Raw genomic sequence first — 21713 nt, 5'->3', positions numbered from 1 at the left:
GCGCGGCCGCACTCCACTCATGCGGCGGTGCCAGCCCGTGCAGTGGCTCGCCCCCGCGCACCCGCCGGCTCGGCCCGCCGCTGCAAGGCAGCGCGCAACGCCAGCGCCGCCACACCCAGGGCCCGGTCCGTGCGCCAGGCCAGGTAGGTCTGCATTTGCGCCACGCCCTGCGGGCCCAGGGCCGTGGCGGGCAGGGGCAGCAGTTGCCCTTCGGCCAGTTCGCGCTCCACGGCCCACTGCGGCAGGCGGCCCCAGCCCACGCCGGCGAGGATCAGGGCACGCTTGGCGTCCTGCGTGCCCACGCGCAGGGTCTGGGGCGACAGCACGCCAAAGTCGCGCCCTTCGGACAGCGCGCTCGGGTCCTCCAGCACGATCTGCAGGTAGTCTGCCAGGTCCGCGCCCGCCAGGGCCTGCCTGCTGCGCCCACGCCTTGCCAGAGGGTGGCCCTGCGCGGCCACCGCGACGATGGGCACGGCCTGCAGCGCCTCGGTCTCGATGCGCGGGTCGCGGAAATCCTCGCCCGCCATGATGGCCAGGTCGCAGGCCTCGTCGCGCAGCGCCTGCAGCGTGCCGCCCAGCGGCGCAGTGGCCAGGCGCAGCCGCACCGAGGGCAGGGCCGCGCGCAGCTCGCCCAGCGCGGCGGCCGCCAGGGGCAGCGGGTAGAGCGTGTCCACCATCAGCGCCAGCTCGGTCTCCACGCCTTCGCCCAGGCCGCGGGCACGCGCGCGCAGAAAGTCCACCTTGAGCAGCACGGCGCGCGCATCCTCCAGCAGGGCGGCGCCCGCTGCCGTGAGCGTGGGCCGGTGGCCGCTGCGATCGAACACAGCCACGCCCAGTTGGTTCTCCAGGTTGGCGATGGCATGGCTCACGGCCGACTGGGCGCGCAGCAGCCGTGCGGCGCCCGCGCGAAAGCTGCCGGCCTCGGCCACGGTGACGAACATGCGGATCTGGTCGAGGGTGAGGGCGTCGAGCATGGAGGGCCTTTTTGATCTGTTTCATCGATCAGGATGGCCTGAATTTTATGGCTTCCGTAGATCACTCCATGTACCGATACTTGGCTCCATCCCGATCCCAGAAGAAAGACGTTGGCGCCACCATGACCCAGGTTCTCGTTCTCTACTATTCGTCCTACGGCCACATCGCATCCATGGCCGCCGCCGTGGCCGAGGGCGTGCGCAGCCTGGGCAGCGGCACCGAGGCCGTGGTCAAGCGCGTGCCCGAACTGGTGCCCGAGCAGGTGGCGGCCAAGGCCGGTTACCAGACCGCCTCGGATGTGCCCGTGGCCTCGGTGGCGGAGTTGGCCGAGTACGACGCCATCGTGATCGGCACCCCTACCCGCTTCGGAAATATGGCCGCGCAGATGAAAAACTTCCTCGACCAGGCCGGAGGCCTGTGGGCGCGCGATGCACTGGTCGGCAAGGTCGGCAGCGTGTTCACCTCCACCGGCAGCCAGCATGGCGGGCAGGAGTCGACCATCCTCTCCACCCACACGGTACTGCTGCACCTGGGCATGGTGATCGTGGGCCTGCCCTACAGCTTCAAGGGCCAGCTGCGCATGGACGAGATCACCGGCGGCTCGCCCTATGGCGCCAGCACCCTGGCCGACGATGGCCACGGCGGCGACCGCCAGCCCAGCGCCAACGAGCTCGAAGCCGCCCGCTACCAGGGCATGCACGTGGCGCGCATCGCCAGGGCGCTCGGATTTGCGCAAGGGGTGGCGTGATGCAGGGCAGTGCACCACCGCCCGCCCAGCCCTGCACCGACTGGCGCGCCGTCGCCGTGGTGGTGGCCGCCGGCGTGGCCGCGTCCTTCCACTTGGGCAAGGTGGCCATTGCGGCACCGCAGCTGCAGTCCGGCCTGGGGCTCAGCCTGTCCATGCTGGGCGCCCTGGGCGGCACCTTTGCCATGCTGGGTGCCGTCGGCGGCGTGCTCGCAGGGTCGGTGGTGGCACGCGCAGGCGCGCGCCGCATGCTCGTGCTGGGCCTGGCGGCCACGGTGCTGGGCACCCTGCTCGCCGTGTTGTCCGCCAGCTATGCGGTGCTGCTCGCCTCGCGCGTGGTCGAGGGGCTGGGCTTTGTGCTCATCACCGTGGCCGGGCCCACCGTGCTCGCGCGCCAGGTGCAGGCCGCCGACCGCAGCCGTGCCATGGCGCTGTGGAGCTGCTTCATGCCCACCGGCATCGCGCTGGCCATGCTCACCGGGCCGTGGTTCGGCGGCTGGCACAGCCTGTGGACCGCAGCGGCTCTGGGCTCGGGCGCCATCGCGGTGCTGGTGCTGTGGACCGTGCCCCGCGCCATGGACACGCATGGCGCGGCCGCCGGGCCGCGCGCACGCATTGCCGAGGTGGGGCGCGGCCCCGCGCTGGCCTTGGCCACCACCTTCCTGCTCTACAGCCTGATGTTCTTCGCGCTGTTCAGCTTTCTGCCCGTGCTGCTGCAGCAGCGCCTGCAGGTGGACGCCAGCACGGTGGGCCTGCTCGCGGCGCTGGCCAGCGCGGCCAACATCGTGGGCAACCTCGCCGCCGGCGCGCTGCTGCCGCGGCTGGGCCGCACGGTGCTGGGCACGGCCGCTGCGGCCGCCATGGGGCTGTGCGCCCTGGGCATCTTCGTGCCGGTGCTGCCCCCGTGGGCCGCCTTTGTGCTGTGCCTGGTGTTCTCGGCCATGGGCGGGCTGGTGCCGTCCAGCCTGCTGTCGTCGGTGCCGCAAGTGACGTCGACACCCGCCCAGGGCGCGCTGGCTGTGGGCCTGCTCATGCAGGGCAGCAACCTGGGCCAGGCCCTGGGCCCGCTGCTGGTGGGCAGCGCGGTGGACCACCATGGCTGGTCGGCTGCGGCGGTGTGCGTGGTGGCAGCGGCGCTGGCGATGGCCTGCACCGTGCGCTGGCGGGCTGGTGCCGGGGCCTATTGACCGGCCAGCCCGTACCATAGCGTTTCCTGCTCTACCTAAGCACATGGTGAATGGCAGGCATCTTCAGCTCATCCAGATTACAGACCAAATAGACATGGGTTCCGTTCATCGCTCTGTTGCTACGCTCCGATTCATTGGGGACGATCTTGATCCTGATGAGGTAACCGCGTTGTTGCATTCCCCACCGACACAGGCCTATCGCAAAGACGAGCAAATCATCGGCAGCAACGGCAGGATGCGCATCGCCAGCACTGGCAGTTGGCGGCTGCATGCCACCGACAGCAAGCCGGAAGACCTGAATGCCCAAATCGCGGAAATCCTTGGTCGGCTCACCCCGGACCTGCATATCTGGACCCATCTCAGCAGCAGATATCGACTCGATCTGTTCTGCGGACTTTTTTTGAACAGCCCGAACGAAGGGCTGTGCCTATCGCCTCAATCGCTGCGTGCGTTGGGGGAGCGGGGCATAGAACTCGGTCTGGACATCTACAGCGGCGCAAACGACTGAGTTTTCGACCAAGGCGCTGGTGCGCGACAACAACCCTCTCAGCCAGCACCAGTCAGCGTTGCGAGCACCCGCTGCGCCACCCGGTCAAACTCCACCGGTCGCTCCTTGAGCCAAGAGTGCAGGTGGTGGCCGGCACCTTCAAACCGCAGCACCTCCACGCTGCGCGCCCTGCGGGCACGGCTGCAGTATTCCTCCTCCACCTGCCGCGGTATCACTGCATCCTCGGCCCCCAGCACCAGCAGCAGCCGGCCCTCGAAGCGTTCGAGTGCGTCGAACGCGGGTGAGGCCGCAAAGTCGCTCGTCGCGCGGATCACCTGCTGGAACGCGGGGCCGAAGGGCACCGACAGCGCCGCGGCTTCGTAGGCGGCTGGGCAGTACAGCACCAGGGCCGGCGGGGCCAGTGCGTCGATCAACGAACATGCGACATGCCCACCCATGCTGGAGGCGATCAGCGATACCGGCCTGGGCATGCCAAGGTGCTCCACCACCGCCAGGGCCTGCTGCGCCCGGTCGCGCAGGCCCGAGTCGGCCATGCGGCCCGTGCTCTCGCCCTGGCCCATGAAGTCGAACGCCACACTGGAATGCCCCTGCCCGGCCAGGAAGCCGAGCAAAGGCTGGTACCCCATGCGCGACGATGTGCCACCGCCATGCAGGGCCAGGGTGCGCGGCGTGCTGTGGGAGGGGCTGTGGGTGGTGGTTCCATGCAGTTGCACGTTGCGGAACGGGAGCTGGAAATGGGAGTGCGCCATGGCTTGATTTCTGGGGACGCGGGGATGATGGCACGCCCAGCCGCTACAGTCGGGCAGCCAGCCCCACAGGAGCCCCACGATGACCGTCCGCCGCGCTGTCGCATCCGACATGGACGCCGTGCTCGCCCTGTACCGCGAGCTGCGGCCGCACGATCCGCCGCTGGCCCCTGACCGGGCCCTGGTGCTGTGGAACAGTGTCCACGACAGCGCCCATTCGCTCATCGCCGTGTGCGAGCACGAAGGCGTGGTGGCCGCCACCTGCATGCTGGCCCTGGTCGCCAACCTGGCGAGCGGGGGCCGCCCCATCGGCTTCATCGAGCATGTGGTCACCGCATCGACCGCCCGGCGCCTGGGCCTGGCCGAGGCATGCCTGGCGTTTGCCGTGGACGAGGCCTGGCGGCTGGGCTGCTGCAAGGTGGTGATGCTCTCGGGTGCGCAGCGCCCGCAAGCCCATCGCCTGTACGAAAAACTGGGCTTCAATGGGGATACGGAGCGCGGCTTTGTCATCAAGCGGCCGGCGGAGTGATGCATCCACGCCCTGAAAGCCGCATTCCCGGCCCCACACCACCGGGTTAACCCGCGATCGTGCACACAAAAGTTTCGCCCACCAAAACTTCGACAGAAGGCTTTGACGGGAAGAACGGCAATCCCTAGATTGCAGGCAGCCCTGTCGTTTCACTCCAAGAAACACCAAGAAGAACTGCCATGCCCCCTGCCGCCCTGCGCCCCAAGTCCGTCGTCACCCGTGACCAGCAAGGTGCCAGCACCTCCTCCGTGGAGCGCGCCATGCGCGTGCTGCGCGTCATGTCCGAAGGCGGCAGCACGCGGCTCACCGACATTGCCGCCGCGGCCGGGCTGGACAAGGCCACCGCGCTGCGTCTGCTCGACGTGATGGTGCGCGACGGCTTCGTTGCCCGCGATGCGCAGAGCAAGCAGTTCTCGCTGGGCCCCGAACTCATGGTGCTGGGCGCGGCCGCGCTGCGTAGGTTCGACCCGCGCCAGCTGGCCCAGCCCAGCCTGCTGCGGCTGACCGGCACGTTCGAGGACAGCGCGGTGCTTTCCATCCCGAGCGGCGTGGAGTCGCTGTGCATTGCGGTGGAAGAAGGCACCTACCCCATCCGCGCCAACTACCTGCGCGTGGGCAGCCGCCGCCCGCTGGGGGCGGGTGCAGGCAGCCTGGCGCTGCTGGCCTTCATGCCCGACGCGGAGCGCGAGGCTGCGCTGGAGATACTGGCCGCGCAGCTGCCCGCGCGCTACCCGCGCATCACCATGGCCCTGCTGCACGAGCGCATCGCCCAGGCGCGCGAGCGCGGCTACGTGGTGCTGCTCGACGTGGTGGTGGAGCGCATGGGCGGCATCGCCGCGCCCATCTTCGACCCCGATGGCCGGCCCGTGGCCGCCCTGAGCATCGCTGCGCTCAGCGACCGCATCCTCGGTCGCGAAGCCGCTTTGGCCCAGGCCCTGCGCCGCGAATCCACGGTGTGCCAGGTGCGCTGGGCCGAGGCCCTGCGGCCCGACCGCGCGCCGCAGGCACCCGCCGCGGCAACCACCACCCGCCGCACCAAGGCCGCAGCAGCATGACCACCACCCACCCCGCCACCGCCTACATCCGCGCCGTGGGCAACACGCCCTTTGGCCGGCACGAGGGGCACAGCGCCCTGGACCTGATGGCCCGCGCCGCCACCCAGGCGCTGGATGGCGCGCAACTGCGCCGCAGCGAGATCGACGGCGTGCTGTGCGGCTATGCCACCACCCTGCCGCACCTGATGCTCTCCACCCTGTTCTGCGAGCGCTTTGCCCTGCAGCCCCGGTACGCGCACAGCCTGCAGCTGGGCGGTGCATCGGGCGCGGCCATGCTGGTGCTGGCGCGCGAGCTGGTGCGCGCGGGCCGCTGCCGCCATTTGCTGGTGGTGGCGGGCGAGAACCGGCTCAGCGGCCAGTCGCGCGACAGCGCCATCCAGACCCTGGCCCAGGTGGGCGATGCGGACTACGAGGTGCCCAACGGCGCATCGGTGCCCGCCTACTACGGCCTGCTGGCGTCGGAATACATGCACCGCACCGGCACCACGCAGGCCGACCTGGCCGAGCTGGCCGTGCTCATGCGCACCAATGCCGCGCGCCACCCCGATGCGCACCTGCGCACCCCCATCACCGTGGCCGAGGTGCTGGCCGCCAAGCCCATTGCCGCGCCGCTCGGCCTGCTGGACTGCTGCCCCATATCGGACGGCGCCATGGCCGTGTTGGTGTCGGCCGAGCCCGGCGCGCATGCCTGCATTGCCCTCACCGGTAGCGGCCAGGCGCACCGCCACCAGCACCTGACGGCGATGGCCGACGTGATGCAGTGCGGCGCGGGCCAGGCCGCGCAGCAAGCGTGCGCGGAGGCCGGCCTGGCGCTGGCCGATGTGGACTACCTGGGCATCTACGACTCGTTCACCATCACCCTGGCCATGCTGCTCGAAGAGATCGGCTTTGCCCCGCGCGGCGGCGCGGCGGCGCGGGCGCGTGCGGGCGACTTCGCGCCCACCGGCGTGCTGCCGCTCAACACCCATGGCGGGCTGCTCTCGTTCGGCCACTGCGGCGTGGCCGGCGGCATGGCCCATGTGGCCGAGGCCTGGCGCCAGATGGCAGGCCAGGCCGGCGCGCGGCAACTGGCCCCGCCGCGCCACGCCTTTGTGCATGCCGATGGGGGCGTGATGTCGTCCCACGTCAGCCTCATCCTGTCGCGGGAGGCCGCATGACCGACACCACCCACCCAGCACTCGTAGCCCCCTTCACCGAGGGCCTGGCCCAGGGCCTCATCCGCTACCAGCGCTGCAGCGCTTGCGGCGCGGCGCAGACCCTCGCGCGCTATGCCTGCCAGCACTGCGGCCACGGCGCGCTGCAATGGCACGACGCGGCGGGCACGGGCACGGTGCGCGCCGCCACGGTGGTAGCCCGCGCCCCGTCGGACGAATTCCGCCCGCTGGCGCCCTACACCCTGGTGCTGGTGCAACTCGACGAAGGCCCGCGCCTCATGGCGCATGCCGCGCCCGGCGTGCGCATCGGCGATGCCGTGCGCGCGGGCTTCTTCGAGCACGCCGGCCGCACCCTGGTGCGCTTTGCCCCGCCCTGAATCCTCGCCTCCTCCGCTTCCTGTTCTCGCATTGCCAACCAAGACCATAAGGAGACAAGCAATGAAAGCACCGAGCACCGCCCGCCGCCACCAGCTCACCGGCCTGCTGGCCCTCGCCCTGCTGTGCAGCACCAGCGCACCGGCCGCGTGGGGGCAGACCTACCCCGACAAGCCCGTCAAGCTCGTCGTGCCCTACCCGCCCGGCGGCCCCACCGACATCGTGGCCCGCGTGGTGGCGCAAAAGCTGCAGGACGCGCTCGGCCAGCCCTTCGTGGTCGAGAACCGCCCCGGCGCGGGCGGCAACCCGGGCGCCGAGGCCGTGGCCCGCAGCGCGCCCGACGGCTACACCCTGGTGGTGGCCACCACCGCGCACGCCATCAACCCCTCGCTGTTCAGCAAGCTCAACTACCAGCTGATGAAGGACTTCGCGCCCATCTCGCAGCTCACCGCCGGCCCGCTGGTCATCGTCGCCAACCCAGCCTTGCCGGCCAGCAACGTCAAGGAGCTGATTGCGTTGGCCAAGTCCAAGAGCGGTGGGCTCAACTACGGCTCGTCGGGCAACGGCCAGTCCACCCACCTGTCGGCCGAGCTGTTCGGCGCCATGGCGGGTGTGAAGATGTCGCACGTGCCCTACAAGGGCAGCGCCCCCGCGCTCACCGACGTGATGGCCGGGCAAACCGACCTGATGTTCGACACCATGCTCTCGGCCATGCCGCACGTGAAGGCCGGAAAGCTCAAGGCCCTGGCCGTCACCAGCGCCCAGCGCTCGCCCGTGGCACCCGATGTGCCCACCGTCGCCGAAAGCGGCCTGCCCGGCTACGAAGCCATCGCCTGGAACGGCCTGCTCGCCCCCGCCGGCACGCCCGCGCCCGTGGTCGCCAGGCTCAATGCCGAGCTGAAAAAGGTGCTGGAAAACGCCGACGTGAAGCAGCGCTTCGAGGCCCAGGGCTTCACCCCCATGTGGAACACCCCCACCGACTACCGCGCCTTCATGCAGGCCGAGGTCGATAAATGGGCCAAGGTCGTCAAAACCTCAGGTGCCACCGTCGACTAGTTAGCGACTCAAAAAGCTCTTCTGGCGTCGTTGCTGCGTCTTGTCGTACCGCTGGTACTGCCTGCGACGCAGCGCCTAGCCAGAACCGCTGCGCTGAGCTTTGTGAGCCGCTCTGAACCAGCGTTGTAAAGCCGGATTCATCCCATTTCGTTCATTCGTCACTCACCACGCCATGTCCCCCTCCCTGCTTTCCTGCGCCCTCAACCCCCATTCGGTGGCCATCATCGGCGCGTCCGACAACATCCACAAGATCGGCGGGCGGCCCATCCACTACATGCAGCGCCACGGCTTTGCGGGGCGCATCTACCCCATCAACCCGCAGCGCGAGACCATCCAGGGCATTGCCAGCTACGGCAGCCTCGCAGCTTTGCCCGAGGTGCCCGAACTGGCCCTGGTGGTGGTGGCCGGCGACACGGCCGTGGCGGCGGTGGCGGAATGCGCGGCGCGCGGCGTGAAGGCCGCCGTGGTCATCGCCTCGGGCTTTGGCGAAACGGGGCCCGAGGGCGCGGCCGTGCAGCAGCAAATGGTGGCCACGGCGCGCGCGGCCGGCATGCGCCTGTTCGGGCCCAACACGCAGGGCCTCGCCAACTTCGGCACCGGGGCCATCGCGGGCTTTTCCACCATGTTCATCGAGGTGCCGCCGCAGGACGGCCCGGTGGGCATCGTCAGCCAGAGCGGCGGCATGAGCGCCATGGCCTACGGCCTGCTGCGCGGGCGTGGCCTGGGCGTGCGCCACGTGCATGCCACCGGCAACGAGGCCGACGTCACCGTGGGCGAACTGGCCTGGGCCGTGGCCCACGACCCCGACGTGCGCCTGCTGCTCTTGTACCTGGAGAACATCGCCCAGCCCGAGCTGCTGGCCGCCACCGCCGCCTATGCGCGCGAGCGCGACCTGCCCATCATCGCCGTCAAGGCCGGCCGCACGGCGGGCGGGCAAAAGGCCGCCTCATCCCACACCGGCTCGCTCGCCAACGAGGACCGCACGGTGGACGCCTTCCTGCGCCACCACGGCATCTGGCGCGTGCGCGACCCGCATGCCCAGGCCCTGGCGGCCGAGGCGTACCTCAAGGGCTGGCGGCCCACCGGGCGGCGCCTGGTGGTCATCAGCAACTCCGGCGCCAGCTGCGTCATGGGGGCCGACACCGCCGACGACGTGGGCCTGCCGCTGGCACAGCTTGCGCCTGCCACCCAGGCCGCCGTGGCCGCCAAACTGCCCGGCTTTGCCACCACCACCAACCCCATCGACATCACGGCCGCGCTGCTCAGCAACAGCGGCCTGTTCGGCGACGTGCTGCCCGCCGTGGCGAAGGACCCTGCGGCCGACCTGTTCTTCATCAACATCCCCGTGGCCGGCGCGGGCTACGACGTGGATGCCTTCGCGCGCGACACCGCCGCCTTCGAGGCCACCACCGGCAAGCCCGTGGCCGTGGCCGCCTGGCAAGAAAGTGTGGCCGCACCGTTTCGCGCCCAGGGCATCGCCACCTACGCCAACGAGGCCCAGGCCCTGGGCGTGCTGGCCCAATTGGCCGACCACACCGCGTTGATGCGCAAGCCATCTGCGCCCACACTCCCGCCCATGCAGGTAGAAGTGCCCGCAGGCCCCGCCGGCTTTCTGAACGAGGTGGACAGCCTGACCCTGCTGGCGCGCCACGGCGTGCCCACCGTGCCGCTGCGGCTGGTGGCCACGGCGCAGCAGGCGCGCGAGGCATTCCACGCCATCGGTGCCCCCGTGGTCGCCAAGGCCTGCTCGCCCGATGTGCCGCACAAATCCGAGCATGGCCTGGTGGCGCTGAACCTGGCCAGCGCCGACGAGGCCGCGGCATGCTTCGACCGCTTCTGGCAGAAGATGGCCACCATGGGCGTGGCACGCGACGGCATCATCATCGCCGCCATGCGCCGCGGCCGGCACGAGTTCATGGTCGGCGCCCGGCACGACCCCGTCTTCGGTCCCGTGGTCGTCGTCGGCGACGGCGGCAAGAACGTCGAGGCCCTGCAGGACTGCGCCGTGCTGCTGCCCCCCTTCAGCACGCAGGACGTGCACGACGCCCTCTCCACCCTGCGCATCGCCCCCCTGCTGGCCGGCGTGCGCGGCGACCCGCCACTGGACGTGGCTGCCCTGGCCGAGGTGGCGGTGGCCGTGGGCACGGTGATGGCGAATGCGAACGGGCGCATCGCCTCCATGGACCTCAACCCCGTGCTGGTGGGTGCTGTGGGTGAAGGGGCGGTGGTGGTGGATGCGCTGGTGGAGCGGGCCGGCTCATCTGGCCTTGAAGCACAGAATCGGTAGACCGGTGCGCCGCATCCCGTCCTCCTCGCAAGCCGGTCCGCGGCTTACCCCAGCATCCAAAGATGCACGCCCGCACCGGCAGACACAACGGCCATGACCACGAACACCCAGTGCAACCCCGGAAACCCCTGTGCACCGCTGTATTTCCGGGGACGGGAAAGCGGCTGCTCATGCGCCAACAAAAGATCCACCTCTGCCGTCCTGCCATCTGCAGGCGGAACGGCCCAGACCTGGTGGCTGGATGAATGGCGAAACTGGGACGCGTCATACGCCAGGTAGCCAAAGAAGATGGATAGAGCGAAAAGCCAGAGTGCGGACATTGGAGACCTGAGGTGATACCTGTGCAAAATGGATCAATGCATGGTCGCAAGGCTATGCAGCCACAGCCTCCAGGTCCTGCTCGCCTACCGCCCGCACACCCAGCGGAAGCACGCACAGCCGCACACCATCGAGCGTGAGTACAAGACCCAGTTGCCCACCCACCTGCACGATGCCACAGGTGGTGGCGGTAGCGGCCGCACGTGGCGCAGCCGGGAAGCCTGGCACAGATACGGCCCTCACAACCGAACGCACCGGCGGCTGACCCAACATGGCCCACAGGGCCTGCGGGTCGCGCAGCTGCAGCGACCGCAGGTATACACGGAAGATGGAGTCCTCGCGTTCCCCCGCTTCTTCAACCTCTTGTCGTGCGCCATCCGGTCCGGCCTGCCTCAAGCGCAGCAGCGCCCGGCGCAATTGCTGGCGGCTGCCAGCCTCGGTCTTGCCGCTGGCCTGGACCAGCTCGGCATGGCTGGCTTCGAACACCTCGTACAGCAGCACGGCAGCCCCATCCGCGGGCGCCAGGCGTGCTGCAAGGACCCGCAGGGCGCGCTCGGCCTGCTGGGCCTGTGCGGCCTCGGCCTCGGCAGAGGGGCTGGATGACAGCCCCGCATCGCCAGCATCGCTCAATTGCGCCACCCATTGCTCCATCCACTGGCGCCGCCGCAACCGGTCGATGGCCAAGTTGCGCACCACGGTGTGCAGCCAGGCCTGCGCGGCGTTCAGTTCGGACGTATCGGCACCGGACTCCAGCGCGCGCACCAGAGCGTCCTGCACCGCATCCTCGGCCTCGGCCGGGCCCAGCAGGCGCGCGGCCGCGCGCACCAGGCTGCGGCGGGCGGCATGGTCGGTCAGGGGGAGAACGTGGGGGCGGTCATCGTGCATGGCAGCCATCTTGCCATGGTGGGGTGGATCCTGCAGGACCCGTGTCACGAAACCCGGGCCCCGTTCGTCAAGGCAGTTCATCCATCTCCACTGAAGGACTGTTTCTCCATGTACCACGCCGCAGACGACACCCCTCCCCCACCCTCCAGCGCCACCGAGCCGCGCACCTCCTACCTGGAGGAAAAGGCCTTCAAGGCGCGCACCCTTCTGATCTTCGGCACCGTGACCGACGTGACCGCTGCCGATGTCACGCGCCGCCTCATCGCGCTCGATGCCGAGGGGCCCGAGCCCATCGACATCATCGTCAGCTCGCCCGGCGGCCACCTCGAATCGGGCGATGCCATCCACGACATCGTGCGCTTCATCGCCGCGCCGGTGAACATGATCGGCACCGGCTGGGTCGGCAGCGCCGCCACCCACCTGTACCTGGCGGCCCCGCGCGAGCGGCGCTTTTGCCTGCCCAACACGCGCTTTCTGATCCACCAGCCCAGCGGCGGCGCCGGTGGCCAGGCCACCGACATCGCCGTGCAGGCGCGCGAGATCGTCAAGGCGCGCGAGCGCATCGCCCGCACCATCGCGCGCGAGACCGGCAAGCCGCTCGACGTGGTGCTGGCCGACATCGAACGCGACCACTGGCTCTCGGCCGAGGAAGCGGTGGAGTACGGGCTGGTGTCGCGGGTGATCGAGCGCAAGGCGCAGCTGCACCAGGGCGGATGACGCCGGGCGCCCGCAGGGCCGACGGCCCGCGCTGGCGCCAGGCGACCGCCCCACCGCTTCCCGCAGAAACCCGCGTGCCGATCCATCTTGCGCCCTGGGCCGGCACACGCCCGCCAGGGCCATGGAATGCCCGCATGGCGCCCGGCGGCGCAAGCGGTATGCTTGTCGGGGTTCACACCGGCGCTCCTGCTCCTTCCTTTTACCTGGCGGCTCATCATCCATGGCAACAGATCTATTCGTGGTCATTCTGATCATCGCCGCCCTTGCGGGCTACGGTGCGCTCGGCTGGAAGCTGTACGAGCTCAGGGAGGGATCGAACTTCGTGCGGATGCGCTACGAGCAGCATCTGGCCCAGGTGCGCACCGCCCTTCAGGCCTCCGAGGCCAAGCTGGCGCTGCTCAAGGAGGTGTTCGAGGCCCCCACCGGGGTAGCCGCCCGCGTCGGCGCGCAGCAGGAGCTGGGCGAGGCCATCCGCACCTACGCGCCGCACCTGCCCAGCCGGTACCGGCACACGCTGAGCTCCCTGCAGGCCAACGAAAAGTTCTTTCTCAGCGTGCACAAGGCGATTCCCGATTTCTTTTCGGACACCATCAAGGCGCGCCTGGACAAGCACAAGCCCATGGGCAATGACTTTTTCGCGTCGGAAAAGAACGATCTGCTGGCCGAGGCGGGGGTGCTGCTGCTGCGGGCCAAGGATGTCCTGGAGTCGGCCGACGTAAGCCCCAGCATGGACCCGGGGGCCAAGCACATCATCGCGGCCATCTCCCAGGGCCTGCAGATCGGCACCAAACGCAGCCCCAAGCTGGCCGAGATCATGGAAGCCTGGAACGTGCAGCTGGAGGCCGACGCGGCCTAGGGCCGGGGCGCGCACCCTGGCGCCAGGCCTGCGCCAGAATGCACCATGCCGCACCTGCCCGACGACCCCAGCGCCCGCGCCGACTGCCTGGCACGCGCGCAGGCCGGCGACACCGCCGCCTTCGACCGGCTGCTGGCCCCACACCGGCGCACCCTGCACACCCACTGCTACCGCCTGCTGGGCTCGCCCTTCGATGCCGACGACGCGCTGCAGGAGACCTTGTTGGCCGCCTGGCGCGGCCTGGCCGGCTTCGAGGCGCGCAGTGCCCTGGGCACCTGGCTGTACCGCATCGCCACGCACGTGTGCCTGCGCATGATCGCGCAGCGCCCGCGGCGCATCACCTCGCCCGGCCATGCTGCAGCGCTGCAGTCCACGGCCGAGCTGGGCGAGCTGGTGGCCGGGCCGGTATGGCTCGAACCCCTGCCCGATGGGGAATGGGCCAGCGCCACCAGCCACGAAGATCCGGCAAGCACGCTGCAACGCCGCGAGCATGTGGCGCTGGCCTTTGTGGCCGCGCTGCAGCACCTGCCCGGCACCCAGCGGGCCGTGCTGCTGCTGCGCGAGGTGCTGGAATATTCGGCCGCAGAAACAGCCGAGCTGCTCGGCACCTCGGTTGCCTCGGTCAACAGCGCGCTGCAGCGCGCGCAGGCCACGGTGAAGCTGCGCATGCCGGCTGCGCAGCTGCAGCTGCAGCCACCCCCGCCTGGGGCGCCGGGACTCGACGCGCTGCTGGCGCGTTTCGTCGCCGCCTGGGAGCGCCGCGACATCGCCGCCATGGCCAGCCTGCTGGCCGAGGACGCACGCTTCACCATGCCGCCACTGCCCTCCTGGTTCAGCGGCCGCCCCATGGTGCTGGCCTTCTTTGCCGAGCGCGTGTTCCAGACCCCCTGGCGCCTGCAGCCCCTGCACGGCAACGGCCAGCCGGGCTTTGCCTGCTACATGCAACAGGCCGGCGACGACCGCTTTCGCCCCGGCGGCGTGGTGCTGCTGCGCCTGGAGGGTGGACTGATCGGGTCCATCGACAGCTTCATCGACCCGCTGGTCTGCCGCCGTTTTGGCATGCCTGACGAACTGGCTTGAAAAAAGATGCTGGCGGACCGATGAGTTGGCACTCTGGTGTGTCTCCAAAGGAATGACACGCCCCGGATGGTCCGGGCACGTGGTTCACCACGCAAGGAGATCTTCCCCATGGCCCGACTCATCGTCAGCATCCTCAGCTCCCTCGACGGCTACTGCGCCGGCCCCGGCGGCGCGCTCACCGGCCTGCCCATGGGTGCCGCGTTCGACGTCCACAACCTCGAATGCCTGCGCCGCGGCGGCACCCTGCTCTTCGGCGCCACCACCTACCCCATGTTCGAAGGCTACTGGCCCCAGGTGGACCGCGGCCCCGGCAGCGACCCGGTGCAGCGCGAGATCGCTGAGCGCGTGGAGGCATCCGCCAAGCTGCTGGTCAGCGACCACCTGCGCCTGCGCCCCGATGCCCCCTGGGTCGGCACCACCACCGTGGTGCCCCGCGCACTGGCCCATGCGCACATCCGCCAGCTCAAGGCCACGCCCGGCCCCGACCTGCTGGTCTACGGCAGCCACCTGCTCTACTGCAACCTGCTGGCGCATGGCCTGGTCGACGAACTGCACCTGCTGGTGGCCAATGTGCTGCTGGGAGGGCTGGGTGGGGGTGTGCCCACCTTCGAGCCCGGCCTGGCGCAGCACTGGGCGCTGCGCGGCCAGCGCCGGCTGCCAGGGTCGGACATCGTGGCGCTGCACTACGACTGCCTGCCGCGCTGAACGCGCGGCGCAGGTTCTGCGTATGTCGGCCACTGCCGGGCAGTCGGGGCGAATTCAGCGGGACGGCAGGGACTGCGTGAATGGAACCCCTGGATCGGCGCTCGTGGACGACTCCCAGGTCGCTGGCGATGAACATCTGTTCAGCTTCGCTGGTTCGCCTTCTTGGGGGATACAGGGCACGGGCGCTACCAGCTAGAGTGCGCTATCGGCCAGAAGCGATCGTTGCCGCCAACGGACACATGCGCGCCTCAGCCGAACGGCGGTCGGGGGTTTTGTCGAAATTTGTTATCCCTGTACGTTCATGCGGTACATCGCTCGAAGGCATTGACCATGAAAGACATTCAGGCGTTCTGCCGCCAATGTGATCCCGCAGGCGGTCTACAAAGTCCCCAGAAATGCGGTACACATCAAAGTTGGAGCACAGGTAGCTGATGGTCGATTTTCCAGCGCTGGCGACATCCCGACTCACGCTGCGTGAGATCGTGGAATCGGATGCAGAGAATATCCTTCGAATTCATGGCGACGCCGAGCACATGAGATGGTTCGGATCGGATCCGATTGGCGATCTTGACGGCGCCGCGAAGTTGGTCGCTACGTTTGCCAGTTGGCGCAAGGAGCCGGTTTCCGGTGCACGCTGGGCCGTGGAGTTGAGAGACCAGCCAGGACTGATCGGTACATGCGGCTTGTTTCGCTGGAATCGAAACTGGAGATCCTGCACCATCGGCTACGAAATCGCGCCGGCGCATCAGGGCCGCGGGTACGTGAAAGAAGCTCTCAAAGCAATCATCACCTGGGGTTTCCGAGAGCTGCAGTTGAATCGAATCGAGGCGCAGGTACACCCGGACAACACGGCATCTCTGGCCTTGCTCGAGACGCTCGGGTTTCTGCAAGAGGGGCGGCAGCGGGAAGCTGGGTACTGGGCGGGCCGGCACCACGACCTCCTGCAGTACGCTCTGCTCAATGCGCAGTGGAGTACAGCGAATGCGGTCTCACCTTTTGCTGCAGCGGATGGCTTTGCCCACCGCTGAGCTTGCACCTTGAGCGTCTGCTTTCGGACCCGCCCGGTGGCTGCCACAAGCCGACATTGGGAGGTCTGGCAATGCACTTCAAATTTGAGCCCGCCCTGCTAGCGCAGCCGCCGCAGCCAATAGGCCGCAGCCAGCAAAAGTGCCAACCCAATTGCTACGTTGCGCTGCGTTGAACCGGGCGGGCCATCGTAGTGTGCAGTAATCGTGTGTTCGCCAGCAGCCAATCGAACCTGCATTCGGCCATCCGGCAACAACTGCTCTTCGATGGTCGTTGCGGCCAACGCCAAACCGTCCACCTGTACTGACCAGCCTGGCAGGTAGATTTGCTGGATCACCACCACACCCGGATTCGTGCCTGCGAAGCGGTAGTTGAGCGCGTGCGGCGAATGCCCGGGCTGGGGGCGCCCCCGCCAATGCGGTGAGTCACTGGTCATCCAATCCAATGTGGACCGGTTTGAAAACAGGTCAACTCCTAAATTTCCAGTCAAGGCCGCACGGTGTCTCGCCAGTTGTGCTTCACATGTTGGACTGACAGGCGTATGTCGTGCCCTTTCGAGCGGATTTTTGGCGAATCTTGCCGGCAACCACTCCCTGGCGTCCAGAGTAGCCAAATTTGTGTAGGGTCGGGCCAGGCTGGGATAGATCTTGATGCAGTCGAGTTGCGCACCGGCAACGGGCTCGCCTAACACGTCCAGTGCGCGAAAGTCATGGTATTTCCATGCCGACCAGGTCAGCGCCAGCAGTCCGAGCGTCAAGCCCAGCCACCGCAGGACCGGGTGGCGATTGCTGCCTTGCCAAAAGCCAAGCGTACAAACCACCTGTAGCGCGGGCGCAAACACCGCCAGCCGCCAGGGAAACTGCATCAATGAAAAGGGGTAAAGATGCCAGAACCAGCCGCCGGTCGGCAGCATGGCGAGAAAAAGTACAAGGTAGACCAGGCCTGCGGCGCGGATCAAAGGGTGTCCACGACCTTGCCAGGCACCTAACAAAGCCAACGCCACAAAGGGTGCGGCCAGAAATGCCTGGTCGTCAAACAGCAGGTCAGACAGAGAGGAGACGTTGCGCCAGGTCTCCCAGGCGCCGGTCGAAGCGATCTGGGCATTGACCAGAGGCTTGAGTTGCGCAACCGTGAACCAATAGGGCGAAGCCAGTGCCAGTGCCAGCAACAGGGCACCGCCCAGTTCAAAGACGCTGCGCAGTCTGACCGCCAGCGGTGCTTGGTGCTCGGTACCGGCCAGCGTCAGTAGACCCAGCAGAGCGACGACCAATGGTAAAAATAGTACTGCAATCGGGTGGCTATAAAAGCTTGCCGCAAGGACCAGTGTCAGTCCGCTCCAGCACAGCGCACGTCGCCTCATATCCATTGTTGCGCGCTGCACTGGCGCCAGCAGGCACCAACTCCAGTGCAGCACCCACGGCAACAGTTGAATAACCATCCATTCACTCAAATCACCGCGCACATACAGGTTGAAGTGAACATAGGGCGCCGCCTGAAACAACACCACAAGGGCCAGAGCGGGGAGGCGGTCCACAAAGGTGCGTGCAAGTCGGTACGCACCAAGCCCGCCAATGAGGCACAGCGTACCCAGTGTCAGCAATTGACGCCATAGCAAGTCGTCAGTCAGTACGGCCAGCAAGCTGTTGAGGAAGAAATAGCCGGGTTGGTAAAAGACGAACTCGGGATAGCCGTATCCGGCATTGAACTCGGGTAGCCAGCGCGGATACCAAATGCCGGCGGCCATTGCCTCCTGAAAGTGACTCGACAACACCGCGTAGCGGAAGTAGTCGTGAACGTCTGGCAGCACCGGGTTCAACAGGTTCGACCAAAGCGGCAGCAAGGACAGTACGGGCAGTGCCGCCCAAACGCCAAGCGTCAGCCAAGTCCAACGCCTTGCAGGGGTGACGCCAAACGCGCGGGCACCCGTTTGCATGGCGCCCGCGCCAAGTGTCTGGAACAAGGGCATGCCTGCTGTCAACCGCTGCGTTGCGTGGTGAGGTTTCCTCGACTCCGCGCCACGCGCGAGCCCTGCATTGTGTTCGGCTTCATTCATCGGACTTGATCAAGTGGCTGGGATTTGGGGGTGGCTGCAGTCTTCTGGCTTGCGAGAGCGGCGCAGCCGCGACGCCCGCCCCGCTGCGAACAGCAGCGGGATCGCGAGTGCGCTTGGTACGGGAGCCTGGGCGCGGGGTCAGCGGGGAATGTAGCAGGTGCCCGCGGCAACGGCCGCCGTGACGGCGTTGGCCGTGCTGGCCGCATTGGGGTAGGCCGAAGGGGTGGCCGTGTCCTCAAGCAGGCACAGGTGGTTGCCCCTGCGCACCAGCACCACCGGCATGGTGGGGAAGGTCATGCCATCGCGCACGCCCCAGTAGGCCGAAATGTCGGTGGCGATCTCCTGGCGTGACTGGGTCACCGTGAACCCGCCCACCAACGGGCCTGTCATGGTGGTGCCCACGCCGGTGCACTGCGCATTGCGGTAGCTCACCCCGCCCGCGCCCACATTCACAAAGACGGGCCTGCTCTGCGAGATGCGCCAGCCGTTCTTCAGGCCGATGCCACCCGGCCCCGGAAGGCACTGGTCCTGCTCCCAGAAGCCGGTCACGGAGCCCACAATTGCGCAGCTCACCTGCACCGTGTCCACCGCGGCGGCAGCGACCACGCCCGTGCCATTGCGCACCACGCAGCCTGTCCCCACGGGGGTGGACTTGACCGTGACGGCATAGGCCGCGCCAGCGGCCAGCGGCGTGGGAAAGGTAAAGCCGCCGTCCGCGCTGAGGGGCAAGTCCTGGCCCCCGCTGGTCAGCACCACGATCACCCCGGCCGGAATGCCGCCGATGGTGCCGCCCAGCGTGTTGCGGTCGCCTGGCAGTTGCACGCATTCGACCTGCACCAAGGGGGTGTTGGCGGCCAGTGTGCCCGCGCCCAGCGCCACGGTGCACCGCTGGCCGGTGGGCTGGGTCTTGACTGTGACGGCATAGCTGCTGCCCAGTGGCCAGCTGGCCGCCGTGCGCACGACGCCGTTGGCGCCCACGGTGAAGTCATCCGCCCCGTTGTTCTGCAACACCACGCTCTGGCCCGCTGCCAGCCCGGTGACCGACACGCCCAGCGTCTGGTAGGTCGGGGCAGGCGCAGGTGCCGGGTCGTCACCGCCCCCCCACCGCAGCCGCCCAGCAGGGCGGCTGTGAGGCCCAGGCTCAGGCCCAGGGGTGCGATGCGCCGCACAGCACGGGTTGACCACAGTGGCATGGGACGGGGCGCAGCGCGCGGCGCCAGGGATGGAACGGACATGCAAGGCATCCTCTCGATGCGGTAGAGGCTCACAGTGCATGGCATGCCCCGGCTCCACCTGGTTGGTGTTGCGAGCCAGTGTGCAGGCGAATGGCTTTCACAGCGCGTGACGCCGGTCACCACCTTGGCCAGAGCCCGGCGTTCCACCGCATGCCGCGGCAAGGCCCGTTCATCGACCGCGCGCGAAATGCAGCCGTCCCACTGCAGTGGCCCGCCGTGGGGACGGACGCCAGTGGGTGCACCACTGGTCGCCTTGCGCGTCGGCTCGCTACGAGCGGCGATGGACAGATCAGGCGGTTCAGGCCAAGTTGCCGGCGGGCACGCCAACGGTGACCGTACTCCGAAAGCGTTTGCCAAACTCGATCATGGGTTGCTCCACGGAGTAATACAGCCCGATGCTCAGCAGCAGGGTGGCAACAATGACGGCGAGGTGGGCATCCGCACCGGTCCATTGCAGATTGACATAGACCACAACCATCACCTTTGCGTGGACGAGGTACAGCGAGTAGGAGATCTTGCCGATGTAGCGCACCAGCGCGTCCTGAACAGGCGGCAGCCTGAGCAACAGGATGAACACGCCGGCCAAGCCCACCGCGGCGAGCGGCTGCGGCGCAAAGCCAACGAACCCCTGCCACGGTGACCACAGCACGACAAGCAGCAGCGTTACAGGCCACAGGATGCCGCTGGGAATTCGCTTGAACACCCGCTCGTACCGGTAGATCACCGTGCCCATGACGAAGAAGTACAGATAGCCCACGATGTTGGACTTGATCAGCGCGAGCTGTAGCGCCGGTGAGAACTCCACGCCGACGCTACGTGCTTGGCCAAGGTACAGGAAGTCCAGCACTCCGGCGTCGGCAGCCTTGATCCAGCCGACGGACAGCAGCGTGGTGAAGGCCAGCGCAGCAAGCCAGAAATGCCGCCAGCGCACACGGTGTGCCACCACAGCCAAAACGACCACGATGCCATACCAGAAGAGCTCCACCGTGAGTGTCCACCCGACGTGCACACGATCGAAAAATAGGCTACTCAGCACGGACAGTTGCTGCAGGTTCAGCAGGTTCAACAGGAAATGCGGGTACTCATTGAACATCAACTGGCGGAACTCCGGCACCGCCGTCATCTCGATGAGCACGATGCTCCCGAGGACAACCCAGTACACGGGGAAAATGCGAAAGAACCGTGCCTTGGCATAGTCGCCCAGGCGGTTGCGCTCGGCGCTCTGGATGATGAGGTAGCCAGAGATCACGAAGAACAGCTGCACGCCAATACCACCGCCGTGGCGACCGAACAGCGGCACCGGAATGCCGGAGTAAATCGAGAAGTGGTGCAGTGCGACCGAAAGGATGGCGCAGGCGCGCAGGACGTCGATGTTGTTGTCGTGTTTTACCAATTGGAGTGCTCTTCAATGCATGAAGAATTCATGCCCAAAGGGGGTGTCTTCTTCGAGCCAACGAGGTGTGCGAACGTCCGGCTCTGGCCGATTGCCGCCATGGCAGCAGTGGACCGGTGTGGGCCCGAAGCGCAAGCAGGTCTCTCTGGATAGCAGACGTTCAACTACGGCGTCCGCGGGCAGGCACCAGCCGGGCACGGTGCGCCGGGGGCCGGCCAGCGCACGCCGCGGCCGGCCTGTCCCCGGTGCCTCAGTTGGGCACCTTCTTGAAGCACCCTACCGCCTTGATGGCCTCGTCCGTGTCCTGCTCCACGCTGGCGATGGTTGGGTAGTCCTTGACGGGGGCGGGCTGGTTGAACGGCTTGCGCGGCAGCTGGCACAGGTAGGGGCCTTTGCGCGCCCACACCACGCGCCGGCTGCCGGTGCTGTTGGTCTGCGTGCCCCAGAAGGCGGTGAGCGAGCCGCTGGTCTCCTGGCGGTCGAAAACGAGGCTTTCCGCCGGCTGGCCGGCCAGCGCCTCGCCGCCGGAGTTGCAGAACGAGAAATACCTGGTCACCGAGCCCTGGGTAACGATGAAACGCAACTCTCCTTCACGCACAATGTTCAAATACTCTCGCGTGGTGAGGTCGAAGCCCTGGAAGCAAGACTCGGCAGCCCAGGCGCCCTCGGGCGCAGCCTGGGGCAGGCCGGTGCAGGTGACCTGCACCGAGCGCACGTCGCTGCTGCCCACCGTGCCGCTGGCGTTGGCCACGCTGCAGGTCTGGCCGGCCGGCTGCGTCTGCACCTGCACCGCGTAGGTGGCGCCGCTGGCGACCGCCGTGTTGAAGA

General features: G+C 68.0%; 20 protein-coding genes and 1 pseudogene. 14 read left to right on the top strand and 7 right to left on the bottom strand.

The window, feature by feature from the left end; all coding sequences use genetic code 11:
* Positions 1–17 precede the first annotated feature (17 nt).
* A complete protein-coding gene (locus PMI14_RS01250) occupies positions 18–974 on the bottom strand; it encodes a LysR family transcriptional regulator (RefSeq protein WP_007848406.1) in 957 nt (318 codons plus the stop codon).
* Between the two features lie 122 nt (positions 975–1096).
* On the opposite strand from PMI14_RS01250, the gene wrbA reads away from it, so the two are divergent.
* The 3 genes from wrbA to PMI14_RS01235 all read left to right on the top strand — a co-directional run bounded on the left by wrbA (position 1097) and on the right by PMI14_RS01235 (position 3415).
* A complete protein-coding gene (gene wrbA / locus PMI14_RS01245) occupies positions 1097–1723 on the top strand; it encodes an NAD(P)H:quinone oxidoreductase (protein ID WP_007848395.1) in 627 nt (208 codons plus the stop codon).
* Positions 1723–2907: a CynX/NimT family MFS transporter gene (locus PMI14_RS01240; protein WP_007848394.1), complete on the top strand. Its 1185-nt coding sequence runs from the start codon at positions 1723–1725 to the stop codon at positions 2905–2907. The genes wrbA and PMI14_RS01240 overlap by 1 nt, the downstream gene beginning before the upstream one ends.
* A 94-nt stretch (positions 2908–3001) precedes the next feature.
* Positions 3002–3415 carry a DUF4279 domain-containing protein gene (locus PMI14_RS01235; protein WP_035201936.1) on the top strand — a complete coding sequence of 138 codons (414 nt, stop codon included), beginning with the start codon at positions 3002–3004 and terminating at the stop codon, positions 3413–3415.
* A gap of 38 nt (positions 3416–3453) precedes the next feature.
* On the opposite strand, the gene PMI14_RS01230 is transcribed toward PMI14_RS01235, so the two are convergent.
* Entirely contained in the window at positions 3454–4164 is a 711-nt protein-coding gene (locus tag PMI14_RS01230; protein WP_007848391.1) for an alpha/beta fold hydrolase, read from the bottom strand.
* A 79-nt stretch (positions 4165–4243) separates the two neighbouring features.
* On the opposite strand from PMI14_RS01230, the gene PMI14_RS01225 reads away from it, so the two are divergent.
* The 6 genes from PMI14_RS01225 (at position 4244) to PMI14_RS01200 (ending at position 10617) form a co-directional block, all read left to right on the top strand.
* Positions 4244–4690 carry a GNAT family N-acetyltransferase gene (locus PMI14_RS01225; RefSeq protein ID WP_007848390.1) on the top strand — a complete coding sequence of 149 codons (447 nt, stop codon included), beginning with the start codon at positions 4244–4246 and terminating at the stop codon, positions 4688–4690.
* Between the two features lie 179 nt (positions 4691–4869).
* Positions 4870–5745: an IclR family transcriptional regulator gene (locus PMI14_RS01220; protein WP_007848387.1), complete on the top strand. Its 876-nt coding sequence runs from the start codon at positions 4870–4872 to the stop codon at positions 5743–5745.
* Positions 5742–6902 (top strand): thiolase family protein, encoded by a 1161-nt coding sequence (locus PMI14_RS01215; protein ID WP_007848385.1) that lies wholly within the window; start codon positions 5742–5744, stop codon positions 6900–6902. The genes PMI14_RS01220 and PMI14_RS01215 overlap by 4 nt, the downstream gene beginning before the upstream one ends.
* Positions 6899–7276 carry a Zn-ribbon domain-containing OB-fold protein gene (locus tag PMI14_RS01210; protein WP_007848383.1) on the top strand — a complete coding sequence of 126 codons (378 nt, stop codon included), beginning with the start codon at positions 6899–6901 and terminating at the stop codon, positions 7274–7276. Before PMI14_RS01215 ends, PMI14_RS01210 begins: the two co-directional genes overlap by 4 nt.
* Positions 7277–7337: 61 nt before the next feature.
* Positions 7338–8330 carry a tripartite tricarboxylate transporter substrate binding protein gene (locus tag PMI14_RS01205; RefSeq protein ID WP_007848380.1) on the top strand — a complete coding sequence of 331 codons (993 nt, stop codon included), beginning with the start codon at positions 7338–7340 and terminating at the stop codon, positions 8328–8330.
* Between the two features lie 172 nt (positions 8331–8502).
* On the top strand, positions 8503–10617 hold the full coding sequence (locus PMI14_RS01200) for an acetate--CoA ligase family protein (protein ID WP_007848377.1): 2115 nt from the start codon (positions 8503–8505) through the stop codon (positions 10615–10617).
* Positions 10618–10989: 372 nt separating this feature from the next.
* Here the strand turns inward: PMI14_RS01200 and PMI14_RS01190 are convergent, their stop codons facing one another.
* The gene (locus PMI14_RS01190) at positions 10990–11820 is read right to left on the bottom strand and encodes an RNA polymerase sigma factor (RefSeq protein WP_007848372.1); all 831 of its coding nucleotides are present in this window, start codon (positions 11818–11820) and stop codon (positions 10990–10992) included.
* Between the two features lie 108 nt (positions 11821–11928).
* On the opposite strand from PMI14_RS01190, the gene PMI14_RS01185 reads away from it, so the two are divergent.
* From PMI14_RS01185 to PMI14_RS01165, 5 genes are all read left to right on the top strand, one after another.
* Positions 11929–12537 carry an ATP-dependent Clp protease proteolytic subunit gene (locus PMI14_RS01185; protein ID WP_007848369.1) on the top strand — a complete coding sequence of 203 codons (609 nt, stop codon included), beginning with the start codon at positions 11929–11931 and terminating at the stop codon, positions 12535–12537.
* A gap of 220 nt (positions 12538–12757) precedes the next feature.
* On the top strand, positions 12758–13393 hold the full coding sequence (locus tag PMI14_RS01180) for a hypothetical protein (protein WP_007848367.1): 636 nt from the start codon (positions 12758–12760) through the stop codon (positions 13391–13393).
* A 45-nt stretch (positions 13394–13438) separates the two neighbouring features.
* Complete coding sequence (locus tag PMI14_RS01175) at positions 13439–14473, top strand: RNA polymerase subunit sigma-70 (protein WP_007848366.1); 1035 nt, start codon at positions 13439–13441, stop codon at positions 14471–14473.
* A 108-nt stretch (positions 14474–14581) separates the two neighbouring features.
* Positions 14582–15178, top strand: a complete 597-nt coding sequence (locus tag PMI14_RS01170; RefSeq protein ID WP_007848363.1) for a dihydrofolate reductase family protein — start codon at positions 14582–14584, stop codon at positions 15176–15178.
* Positions 15179–15609: 431 nt separating this feature from the next.
* Entirely contained in the window at positions 15610–16206 is a 597-nt protein-coding gene (locus tag PMI14_RS01165; protein ID WP_035201923.1) for a GNAT family N-acetyltransferase, read from the top strand.
* Between the two features lie 98 nt (positions 16207–16304).
* On the opposite strand, the gene PMI14_RS01160 is transcribed toward PMI14_RS01165, so the two are convergent.
* From PMI14_RS01160 to PMI14_RS01145, 4 genes and pseudogenes are all read right to left on the bottom strand, one after another.
* A complete protein-coding gene (locus PMI14_RS01160) occupies positions 16305–18137 on the bottom strand; it encodes a hypothetical protein (protein WP_146187925.1) in 1833 nt (610 codons plus the stop codon).
* A gap of 258 nt (positions 18138–18395) precedes the next feature.
* Positions 18396–19304 (bottom strand): hypothetical protein, encoded by a 909-nt coding sequence (locus tag PMI14_RS01155; RefSeq protein ID WP_007848360.1) that lies wholly within the window; start codon positions 19302–19304, stop codon positions 18396–18398.
* A 486-nt stretch (positions 19305–19790) separates the two neighbouring features.
* Positions 19791–20885 (bottom strand): acyltransferase, encoded by a 1095-nt coding sequence (locus PMI14_RS01150; RefSeq protein WP_007848356.1) that lies wholly within the window; start codon positions 20883–20885, stop codon positions 19791–19793.
* 250 nt (positions 20886–21135) lie between these two features.
* Positions 21136–21713: pseudogene (locus PMI14_RS01145) on the bottom strand (hypothetical protein); the annotation flags it as partial.

The organism is Acidovorax sp. CF316 (assembly GCF_000276605.1).
GTDB lineage: Bacteria > Pseudomonadota > Gammaproteobacteria > Burkholderiales > Burkholderiaceae_C > Acidovorax.
This window is presented reverse-complemented; position numbering and strand designations above follow the sequence as displayed.

What these genes read in the sequence shown, in the direction of transcription:
- PMI14_RS01250 (WP_007848406.1), bottom strand. Translation starts at nt 974, where the DNA reads ATGCTCGACGCCCTCACCCTCGACCAGATCCGCATGTTCGTCACCGTG.
- wrbA (WP_007848395.1), top strand. Translation starts at nt 1,097, where the DNA reads ATGACCCAGGTTCTCGTTCTCTACTATTCGTCCTACGGCCACATCGCA.
- PMI14_RS01240 (WP_007848394.1), top strand. Translation starts at nt 1,723, where the DNA reads ATGCAGGGCAGTGCACCACCGCCCGCCCAGCCCTGCACCGACTGGCGC.
- PMI14_RS01235 (WP_035201936.1), top strand. Translation starts at nt 3,002, where the DNA reads ATGGGTTCCGTTCATCGCTCTGTTGCTACGCTCCGATTCATTGGGGAC.
- PMI14_RS01230 (WP_007848391.1), bottom strand. Translation starts at nt 4,164, where the DNA reads ATGGCGCACTCCCATTTCCAGCTCCCGTTCCGCAACGTGCAACTGCAT.
- PMI14_RS01225 (WP_007848390.1), top strand. Translation starts at nt 4,244, where the DNA reads ATGACCGTCCGCCGCGCTGTCGCATCCGACATGGACGCCGTGCTCGCC.
- PMI14_RS01220 (WP_007848387.1), top strand. Translation starts at nt 4,870, where the DNA reads ATGCCCCCTGCCGCCCTGCGCCCCAAGTCCGTCGTCACCCGTGACCAG.
- PMI14_RS01215 (WP_007848385.1), top strand. Translation starts at nt 5,742, where the DNA reads ATGACCACCACCCACCCCGCCACCGCCTACATCCGCGCCGTGGGCAAC.
- PMI14_RS01210 (WP_007848383.1), top strand. Translation starts at nt 6,899, where the DNA reads ATGACCGACACCACCCACCCAGCACTCGTAGCCCCCTTCACCGAGGGC.
- PMI14_RS01205 (WP_007848380.1), top strand. Translation starts at nt 7,338, where the DNA reads ATGAAAGCACCGAGCACCGCCCGCCGCCACCAGCTCACCGGCCTGCTG.
- PMI14_RS01200 (WP_007848377.1), top strand. Translation starts at nt 8,503, where the DNA reads ATGTCCCCCTCCCTGCTTTCCTGCGCCCTCAACCCCCATTCGGTGGCC.
- PMI14_RS01190 (WP_007848372.1), bottom strand. Translation starts at nt 11,820, where the DNA reads ATGCACGATGACCGCCCCCACGTTCTCCCCCTGACCGACCATGCCGCC.
- PMI14_RS01185 (WP_007848369.1), top strand. Translation starts at nt 11,929, where the DNA reads ATGTACCACGCCGCAGACGACACCCCTCCCCCACCCTCCAGCGCCACC.
- PMI14_RS01180 (WP_007848367.1), top strand. Translation starts at nt 12,758, where the DNA reads ATGGCAACAGATCTATTCGTGGTCATTCTGATCATCGCCGCCCTTGCG.
- PMI14_RS01175 (WP_007848366.1), top strand. Translation starts at nt 13,439, where the DNA reads ATGCCGCACCTGCCCGACGACCCCAGCGCCCGCGCCGACTGCCTGGCA.
- PMI14_RS01170 (WP_007848363.1), top strand. Translation starts at nt 14,582, where the DNA reads ATGGCCCGACTCATCGTCAGCATCCTCAGCTCCCTCGACGGCTACTGC.
- PMI14_RS01165 (WP_035201923.1), top strand. Translation starts at nt 15,610, where the DNA reads ATGGTCGATTTTCCAGCGCTGGCGACATCCCGACTCACGCTGCGTGAG.
- PMI14_RS01160 (WP_146187925.1), bottom strand. Translation starts at nt 18,137, where the DNA reads ATGCAAACGGGTGCCCGCGCGTTTGGCGTCACCCCTGCAAGGCGTTGG.